Source organism: Streptomyces sp. XY431 (assembly GCF_001279805.1).
Classification (GTDB): Bacteria; Actinomycetota; Actinomycetes; order Streptomycetales; family Streptomycetaceae; genus Kitasatospora; species Kitasatospora purpeofusca.
The window spans coordinates 1-1,524 of sequence record NZ_LGDO01000249.1 but is presented as its reverse complement, the minus strand read 5'-3'; the positions used below and the strand labels follow the sequence as shown (position 1 = coordinate 1,524).

The 1,524-nt window shown below is 77.9% G+C and carries 2 protein-coding genes; one reads left to right on the top strand and one right to left on the bottom strand.

Features of this window, described 5'->3' with window-relative positions:
• The first annotated feature begins 19 nt into the window (after positions 1-19).
• Entirely contained in the window at positions 20-787 is a 768-nt protein-coding gene (locus ADK60_RS22565) for a sirohydrochlorin chelatase (RefSeq protein WP_053648454.1), read from the top strand.
• Positions 788-894: 107 nt separating this feature from the next.
• Here the strand turns inward: ADK60_RS22565 and ADK60_RS22560 are convergent, their stop codons facing one another.
• Entirely contained in the window at positions 895-1,467 is a 573-nt protein-coding gene (locus ADK60_RS22560) for a hypothetical protein (protein ID WP_234371212.1), read from the bottom strand.
• Positions 1,468-1,524: the final 57 nt, after the last annotated feature.

The window sequence follows — 1,524 nt, the reverse complement described above, 5'->3', positions numbered from 1 at the left end:
GGGGCCGGCAGGCGCGGGGCTGACGAGGGTTGGGCCGGCAGGCGCGCCGCGTCCGTCGGCGGGGAGCCGACCGGTCCTGCTCGCGGTCGCGCACGGCAGCCGCTCCGCCGCAGGGGTGGCCGCGAACCGGGCGCTGCTGCACCGGGTCCGGCTGCTGCGCCCGGGCCTCGACGTCCGCTGCTGCTTCCTGGACCTCGCCCGCCCCGCCCTCCCGGAGGCGCTCGCCGCGCTGGACGGACGGGCCGCGGTGCTGGTCCCGCTGCTGCTCGGCGGCGGCTACCACCTGCGGGTCGACCTGCCCGGGGCGCTCACCGCCGCCGGACTGACCCGCCTTCCGCTCGCCCGAGCGCTCGGCCCCCACCCGCTGCTGGCCGCCGCGCTCGCCGACCGCCTCGCCGCGGCCGGTCGCCCGGCCGGCGCCGGGCCGGTGGTCCTCGCGGCGGCGGGCTCCTCCGACCCGGCCGCCAACGCCGACACCGCGCGGACGGCCGAACTGCTCGCCGACCTGCTCGCCGAGCGCCTCGGCGACGGCAGCCCGGTCGTCCCCGCCTACCTGTCCGCCGCCCGCCCGACCCCGCGGGAGGCGGTCGCCGCCCTGCACGCCGCCGGCCACCGCCACGTCGCCGTCGCCACCCATCTGCTCGCCCCCGGCTTCTTCGCCGACCGCGCCGCCGCCACCGGCGCCCGCTGGACGAGCGCCCCGCTCGGCACCCACGAGGCGCTCGCCCGGCTGATCGCTCTGCGGTACGACGAGGCCCGGGTCGAATCGCTCGCCGCCGCGCGCTGACCGCCGCGTCCCACGAGCGGGTTCAACCGGCTGGTCCCACTGGCGGGTCCCACCGGCGGGTTCAACCGGCGGGTTCGACCGGCGGGTTCAACCGGCGGGTTCAACCGTCAGGCGCGCCGCCGCCGGTGGTATGCGTACGTCAGCGCGAGGATCAGCGGCCCCCAGAGCACGAACAGCCCGCTCGTCACCGCGGCCAGCGCCCGCCACCAGCCGTTGACGAAGTCGACCTCCTGGAAACCCGCGAGCTCGAAGGTGGTGAGCACCCACTGCACGGTCAGCGCCGTGAACGCGCCGCCCGCCACCGTCCCGGCGGCCACCACGACCCATGCGGGCACCCGCTCGCCCCACGGCCGAACCAGCCCGGCGCAGAGCAGCGCGAAGGCCTCGGAGAGCAGGCTCAGCGCGAGGACGTAGGGCACCGTCACCCAGAGCGACAGGTCCTCGCGCGGCATGTCCATCCCCATCTGGAACCCGAACCCGAACGGCAGCCGCCACAGGCACACCGGCAGGGCGAGCAGGGGCAGCGCCCGGGCGGTGCGCAGCGCCCAGCCGGGGACGGGCCGTTCGGTGGCCGGGCTCACGGACGGCTTCGCCGCCGGCTTCGTGGCCGGGTCCGTCATCAGGTCCGTCGTCGGGTCCGCCGTCAGGTCCGTGGTCGGGTTCATCGCCGCTGTAGTCATGACTCCACCCTCCGCCCCGGCCGGTACCCCCGGGATCGTGCGCGGGCCCGCTCCCCC